The organism is Paenibacillus sp. Marseille-Q9583, from assembly GCF_976954365.1.
Genome location: NZ_CDRJTB010000122.1, coordinates 1 through 7303, shown reverse-complemented (window position 1 = coordinate 7303; position 7303 = coordinate 1). Strand labels below are relative to the sequence as shown.

Genomic DNA, 7303 nt, shown 5'->3' with positions numbered 1-7303 from the left:
GACGGCATATACATATAAGATCCTGCCGTATCCGGAAAATAATTTAAAAAAATTTTATTACTAGGTAGAAAAACCCTCGTCAATGGACTGACAATGAAATAATAACCAAGCAGTACCACTAAAGCAGGAGTGGTTCGTCTTAATAAAGCACCTACAGCTGCACTGAGAAGTGTGGTTAATGTTAGATAGCCCGTTGCACCTATTAATGTTGTTATCATTGTGTCTATTTCTAACACTACTGTTGTGTCTCTCATCATAATAAAAGTATAGAGTACACCAGATGCAGCAATTATAAATGCCACAGGAATGGTTATAATCGCCAATGCCAAATGCTTCGTGGATAATTGAAATCCACGCCAAGGTATCGTAGTTAAAGTAGTTCGAATCTGTCCACCAGTATACTCCGAACAAGTAGCTAAGATTCCAAGAATAATGAACCCTGCTTGAAGATATCCCATAGAAGCAAGTCCTATATTCAGTATACTTTGCGTTCCTGCTGCACCTTGTAGACCAGCAGAAGTAAAAGCTGCAGTTAAAGCTAAATTAAGAATGAATGTACCCATAATGGTGAGCCATATCAATGGTAATGTAACTAATTTATCCAGTTCAGCACCAAGGATTTGTGTTATCTTTCTGCTAGAAGAGACACTCATGCTGCAACGTCCCTCCTATGGAATACAATAGCTGCAACAATGAAAATAACGACTACCCAGGCAAACATGACTAAACCGCCTGTGTACGGGGTGTGATATCTGTCGAATAAAGTGCCTGTGGACGTGTTGTCCGTAAACATAAACATTTCAGCGCCAGCCCTATCTGGTAAGTAAAACGCCAACTTTGTAACCCTATACAACAGGACACTAAATGATACAACGGATGAATTTATTAGGAGCACAGCAAGCGGGAGGATGCCATTCTTAGTTAGAAAAGTAATTCCAAGTGCTAAAAGAGCAGTGAATGTCCAGAAACAAACTGCACCGATAAGTCTGGACCATTCAAATGTAGGGGCATATTCACCAAGAATAAGATGCGTTGCCGACACAGTTGTCATAATAGCAACAATACAAAGCAGTATGCTGATCACAGTCACAGCACCTGCTTTTGCCAGTAAGAAATGAAACCGGGATGAAATAACAGTTAAACTCGTTGTTATCTGTTGTCCTCCACCAGATTCACTGCTCTCTGTCAAATACTCACTGCTGACAGCATGCACACCAAGAATAATAACGCCTTGCACACCAAGAGCTAACCCGATATAGCCAACTTCCGATAGCCGCGTGCTAACTCCAGCTATAATCTCCTCTTTTTGTGCTATGCTGTCCAAGGCAGCAATAAGCGCTGGTGCAAACGCTCCAATGAGAAAAGCAAGCCAATTACCTGGTAAGGAGAACAATTTAGATAGTTCCGCGTTAAATGCTCTCATACAACATCACCTGTATTTTCAGATGTCAGGGCAAAAAAGGCTTCCTCCAGCGTGGAATGGTTACCTATTACTTCTTCCAATGTTCCATCTGCAACGATGGTTCCATGCTTAATAATCACCACATCATCAACTGTTTCTGCAAGCTCTCCCATTAGATGACTGGATAATAACACCGTATTTCCAGATTCAGCACGTTCACGTAAAAATGTCCGAATCCACCGAATTCCTTCTGGGTCGAGCCCATTTACGGGTTCATCTAAAATCAATATTTTTGGATCACCAAGTAGCGCAGCTGCTAATCCCAGTCTTCTCCCCATACCAAGAGAATACTGCCCAACTCTTTTCCCAGCGGCATTAGTAAGACCTACTATTTCCAGAACTTCCTCGACACGTGAGTTAGACAATCCTGCAGCACGTGCAATCCAACGCAAGTGTGCCTGTCCTGTTCGCATACGATGAGCTCCAAAGCCATCAAGTGCGGCACCTACTGTTGCTAGAGGATTATGTAATTCTGCGAATGGCTTTCCATTAATGAGTGCACTCCCTGAGGTAGCGCGGTCTAATCCAAGCAGGATGCGAAGTGTAGAACTTTTACCTGCCCCATTTGGACCTAAAAAACCAGTTATTCTACCTGGTCTAGCTTTAAAACTGATACCTGATAAGATTTCCCCAGTTCCGCGATGTTTGACTAAGTTATTAATTGTAAGCAACCATAACACTTCCTTTCTGTTATGGTTCTAATTATAAAGAAGCAAAGTTACATCTCGGTTATCCTGCTGTTTACTTCTGGGTTAACTTTAGGCTAAGCTCTTCCGATAGCTACTCTTGTGCCACTATCATTTGATGTAAAATCAGCTTTCAGCTTCATTTTTTTCAACATATAATTTGAAGTCGATAAACCAATCCCCGCCCCACGCTCATAGGAAGAGTTATCCATACCTGGACCTCTGTCTGCAACAATGATTTGTTCTTTTTCTACATCAACCACAATATTTACATATTTCCCCTCTGCTGCATGTCGAAGAATATTCTGAAATAAATTATCCAGAACCCGTGTCATCCATTTAGGATCTGCTTCCCAATAAAAAGTCGCCTCTGTCGGTAAATCAACCTCGATTTGGATTTCTTTTTCTTCAAATACAGGATACCACGCAGCAACAGATGCTCTTACTAAACGTCCAATATCTGTTGAAGTGGGCCTAAAAGGATGTTTCCCTGATGTAAGCAATGTATAGGAAAGTAAATCATCCATTAGATCCCCCACTCTTGTAATCGTATGATTTATTTCTGTTAATGAATTTTGTCCTTCTAGACTCATTGATTCTTTATTTAATCGGGTGACATGTCCTCTCAAAATGGTAAGAGGCGTTCGTAAGTCGTGAGATAAATTCGCTATGAGTCGATGTCGTAACAATTCCTCTTCATATTCTCGCTTGCGGCTGTCTTCAAGCTGCTGAATCATCCAATTAAAAGAACTTCCTAACTGGTCTATTTCATCCATACGATCTCTTTGAACAGAAATTGGTCTAGGAAATGAGTTATGATTAGCTGAAAATGACATGACTTCCTGTAAGCGGGTGAGCCGTTTACGAAGTCTCAAGAAGAAAATCCAAGATATTATAACAAATGCGACAATAATAAAGCCAAACAAAAGTAGTACAATGTAAAAGAGATTTAACGCATTCAGCTCTTCTCCATGAATAGGAGACTCAATGAACGCAGATAAGATAATAAGTACAATTGGAGGCAAAAAGATAAATAGAAAATGTCCTTTTAGAAAATGACGAAATAATGATTTAGTCTGTTTCATAGTTTCACCCGATAGCCTATTCCCTTCAACGTTTCAATAATCTCTGGGGAATCTGGATGACGTTCCAACTTTTGACGCAGTCGATGGATATGTACCATTAGTGTTTTATCGCCAGTTATATATGTTTCTTCCCAGATGGCTTCATAGATTTGTTCTTTTGGTAAAACTTGATTAGGGTGGCGTAAGAAGTACATTAAAATATGATGTTGCTTCGCTGTTAATATAATTTCTTCTCCTGTGCGTTTGTCAAATACCATCTGGCCTTCTGAATCTACTTCAATATAATTTCCTAATGAAATGCGTTCGGAATGTGTTCCGCCACTTCGACGGATTAGTACTTCTAATCTTGCAACTAATTCATCCGTATGGAATGGTTTCGTTAAATAGTCATCAGCAAATTGTAAACCTTCTACCTTATCATCTATCGATGTTCGAGCTGTTAACAGCAAAATAGGAACAGCAGGAGCTGCTTTTTTTAATCGTTTTCCCACTGTAAATCCGTCCAAACCGGGTAACATGATATCTAAAATAACAATTTCATGCTGATTTACTTTTTTTTCAGCTCCTTCACCAGAAAGCAGCCACTGAACTGAAAATCCCCGCTGTTCCAATTCTTCTTTTAGTAAGCTGCCTATTTTCTCATTATCTTCAATGTATAATACGTTTCTTTTCAAGTAACATCCCTCTCTCTACACTGAGTTCACTATTAGACAGATTAACACAATCTAAAAAATATTTGTTTAGATGCTCATGAAATCGGCAATGGGATCAAGTTCTTGTCTTAAGCAAAGGACAAGAACTTGATCCCATAAAACAGAAAAACCGCGCCAGGCGCGGATTCTAATGGGACTATGTTATTGTTCACCGACACCAATCCATAGTCCAGATATTGAGCCTCCGGCCGTTTCAAAATAAAAGCCCTAATCAATCAGCAATTCTCTGGCCGCCTGTATCATTTTTTTCGGTCAGATCGGGTGCGGAGCGCTGCGCGGAAGGTGCATTCTTGACGGATATGGAAACACTGCCTCCATCGCCCGATGTAACTTTTGGTACACCCATATATGACAATGCTTGAGATACGATCTCTTTAAACACCGGCCCCGCCGCAGCACCACCGCCAGCAGCATTAGCAGGCTCGTCAATGCCGACATAGACCACAATCTTCGGATTATTAGCCGGTGCGTATCCGAGAAAGGACGAGTGCACCTTATCACGGTCATACCCTCCCTTACCGTCGGGTTTAATCGCCGTACCGGTCTTACCTGCTACACTATAGCCTTCAATGTATGCATGACGGCCGGTGCCATGGACCAGGTCTGCAACGACCTGCTCCAGATAGCTGCTGGTTTCCCTGGCGCTTTCCTCGGAAATAACCTTACGTACCACCTGAGGCTGGGCTACGGTAGTCTTGCCGGTATTCGGATCGGTGGTCGCCTTGACCACGTGCGGCACCATCAGTTTTCCCCCGTTGGCGATGGCCGAGATGGCGGTAAGCTGCTGAATCGGAGTAACAAGCACTTTGCCGTGCCCGAATGCAATCGTCGCGTTCTCTGAAGCATTATTCGGAGTCGGATTGACGATTCCGCTGATTTCGCCCGGCAGGTCAATACCGGTAAGATCGTTAAATCCGAAATCATCCACGTATTGCAGCAGCCTTTCCGGACCGAGCATTTCATAGCCAAGCTTGACGAAGGCCACGTTACTTGACCGCTTCACGCCTTCTAGGAAGGAGATTTCGCCATAACCACTTCTCTTCTGGTCATACAGCGGCTTGCCGTACCCCTTGATGCGGATAGAACCGGACATGAAGGTTGCGTCCGAATCGAACAAATTCTCCTCGACCGCTCCTGCAAGAGGTACAATTTTGAACGTGGAGCCTGGTTCAAATCTTGTTTTGATGGCATGGTTGAAGAATACCCCTGGATCAGAGGCATATTTCCAGAACTCATTCGGGTTAAAGGTTGGCATATTCGCTAGCCCTAATATCTCCATGGTGCTGGGATCCGCGGCAATTACCGTAATACTCTTGGGTTTATATTCTTCATAGGCCTTCTGCATTGCCTGCTCGATATAATACTGGATTGTGCTATCAATCGTCAGCTTGAAAGTACTTCCATTGACCTCCGACTGGTAAGTGTCCTCCGAGTCAGGCAGCTTGATGCCTTTGGCGTCGCTCTGGTAGAGTAGCTTACCATCCGCACCCTTAAGTTGCTTGTCAAAATACTTTTCGAACCCCATTACCGCATTGCCATCGCGGTCCGTATAACCCAAAATATGTGCGGCCAGTGTTTGTTGCGGATAATAGCGCTTTTGCTCTCTAATCAGGCCAACGCCAGTCTCCAGAGTGTCATGTTCATCCTTCAGTTTCTCAATGAACTCGTTGACCTTGTCGCGCAGCTCCTGGTCTATCTTCCAGCCTTCATTACGGATCTCCCGGTTCTTCAGATACTTGCCGTTCTCGTCTTTGGCTTCCACGAGCGCCTTAAGCTCATCCTCAGGCTTGCCGAGCAGTTCATGTAGGCCGGTGATAACTTCTTCCCCGATACTGAGAGCGGAAATCGCTTCCGGATTGACCACTACCGTGTAGGCCGGCACATCGCTAGCCAGCATCCTGCCGTTGCGGTCCTCGATCGTGCCACGCACCGCTTTAAACACCGAAGTATGGGCCCATTGCTTTGCGGCCTTGGTTTGCCAGAAATCACGATCCAGGACCTGAATCCAGAACACTCTGCCGAGCAAAACAAGAAAAAAGAGGGTAATACACCCTCCTATAAACAGCGTACGAAGTTTTATTCTCTTCACCATAAGCAAACCCCACAAACATATATATTGCAATTTTCGGCAAATTGCTCGTTAATAGTCACCGCGTTTTGTTCGATGATATGAATGGTATCGTCGGCATTCGCCTCCTGACATCCCATATCCATGGCTAGCTGAACAACCTTGGCACGGGATTGCTGTTTTTCCTTATCCCAGGAAGGCTCATTATTGTAGGCATAGGTAATGCCAGGTTTTTTATTAGTTTGATAAATGATCACCTAAATGAACACCAGGCTCGTTACACATTGTACAATGTATAACAAGGTAAAAACAACCATTTTTGAGAATCCTTTGTCACTACGCTATTTCGCGAAATTAGGCTACATGTAATAGACAATTGGAACATTTTTGTGAATTCTCCATTTCACTGTATGCGGTCATTCAGATAAGGAGCGCTGAGCCAGCATGAGGTTGAGCAAAAATAAATTCAACGGCTGCCTGCTCGGCTTTATCAATGTAATCAGCTCAAATTACAGAGTAATCTGCTGGAGTTATTCCTTTCCTTCAAGGGTGATCTTCAACGGAAAGCTCATGGAGCGGGTGAATTGAAACCGTTTCCTCAACAAGTCAGCTATCCGGTTATCATTAAACCAAACCACGTCAGTCAATCCTCGATGATCAGTTCTGTATCTTCCTATTATGAGTATTGGAAGGCTACTTATCTTAAAAACAACTTGTCCTCGCTGCCCGGAGGGTACTATGTAAAAGGTGATATTACTGGCGAAGCGGACGGCTTCGATCCTCTCGGCACATCGGAAGGCCAAGGATACGGTATGGTTATTACCGTGCTAATGGCTGGATACGATACGAATTCCAGAACAATCTATGACGGTTTGTTCAAAACGGCTAGAGCGTTCAAGAGCTCTAATAATCCGAACCTGATGGGATGGGTAATAGCAGATAGTATTGGGGCTCAAGGGCACTTCGGTTCAGCAACAGATGGGGACCTCGATATCGCTTACTCCCTTATTCTAGCTGATCGCCAATGGGGCTCGACTGGAACGATCAATTATTTGGCTGAAGCCAAAAAGATGATTGGCGCTATTAAGCTTAGCAATGTGACAACTAACAACAGGCTGAACCTTGGTGACTGGGATACGAAGAGCGCCTTGAATACGCGTCCCTCCGACTGGATGCTCAGTCATCTGCGGGCTTTCAATGAAGTTACTGGAGATTCAACTTGGCTAAATGTTATCAACAATCTGTATAACGTATACAGCCAATTTACAGCAGCTTATTCGTCTAGCACA

The 7303-nt window shown here is 43.4% G+C and carries 7 protein-coding genes and 1 pseudogene; 1 reads left to right on the top strand and 7 read right to left on the bottom strand.

All coding sequences use genetic code 11. The features are described 5' to 3' along the window. The 7 genes from ACWNM1_RS29760 to ACWNM1_RS29730 all read right to left on the bottom strand — a co-directional run. Positions 1-653: ABC transporter permease (locus ACWNM1_RS29760; protein WP_449603804.1), on the bottom strand; the 653-nt coding region annotated here is incomplete at its 3' end. Next, the gene (locus ACWNM1_RS29755; protein WP_449603803.1) at positions 650-1423 is read right to left on the bottom strand and encodes an ABC transporter permease; all 774 of its coding nucleotides are present in this window, start codon (positions 1421-1423) and stop codon (positions 650-652) included. The genes ACWNM1_RS29760 and ACWNM1_RS29755, both read right to left, overlap by 4 nt. Next, the gene (locus ACWNM1_RS29750) at positions 1420-2142 is read right to left on the bottom strand and encodes an ABC transporter ATP-binding protein (protein ID WP_449603802.1); all 723 of its coding nucleotides are present in this window, start codon (positions 2140-2142) and stop codon (positions 1420-1422) included. Before ACWNM1_RS29750 ends, ACWNM1_RS29755 begins: the two co-directional genes overlap by 4 nt. Before the next feature lie 83 nt (positions 2143-2225). Beyond that, positions 2226-3233, bottom strand: a complete 1008-nt coding sequence (locus ACWNM1_RS29745) for a sensor histidine kinase (RefSeq protein ID WP_449603801.1) — start codon at positions 3231-3233, stop codon at positions 2226-2228. After that, entirely contained in the window at positions 3230-3907 is a 678-nt protein-coding gene (locus ACWNM1_RS29740; protein ID WP_449603800.1) for a response regulator transcription factor, read from the bottom strand. The genes ACWNM1_RS29745 and ACWNM1_RS29740 overlap by 4 nt, the downstream gene beginning before the upstream one ends. A gap of 250 nt (positions 3908-4157) precedes the next feature. Next, positions 4158-6038 carry a peptidoglycan D,D-transpeptidase FtsI family protein gene (locus ACWNM1_RS29735; protein ID WP_449603799.1) on the bottom strand — a complete coding sequence of 627 codons (1881 nt, stop codon included), beginning with the start codon at positions 6036-6038 and terminating at the stop codon, positions 4158-4160. Further along, complete coding sequence (locus ACWNM1_RS29730) at positions 6032-6271, bottom strand: hypothetical protein (RefSeq protein ID WP_449603805.1); 240 nt, start codon at positions 6269-6271, stop codon at positions 6032-6034. Before ACWNM1_RS29730 ends, ACWNM1_RS29735 begins: the two co-directional genes overlap by 7 nt. Before the next feature lie 297 nt (positions 6272-6568). Between ACWNM1_RS29730 and ACWNM1_RS29725 the strand changes: the two are divergent. Further along, positions 6569-7303: pseudogene (locus ACWNM1_RS29725) on the top strand (glycosyl hydrolase family 8); the annotation flags it as partial.

Excerpts from the sequence above, each read along its gene's own strand:
- ACWNM1_RS29755 (WP_449603803.1), bottom strand. The coding sequence starts at position 1,423 with ATGAGAGCATTTAACGCGGAACTATCTAAATTGTTCTCCTTACCAGGT.
- ACWNM1_RS29735 (WP_449603799.1), bottom strand. The coding sequence starts at position 6,038 with ATGGTGAAGAGAATAAAACTTCGTACGCTGTTTATAGGAGGGTGTATT.
- ACWNM1_RS29745 (WP_449603801.1), bottom strand. The coding sequence starts at position 3,233 with ATGAAACAGACTAAATCATTATTTCGTCATTTTCTAAAAGGACATTTT.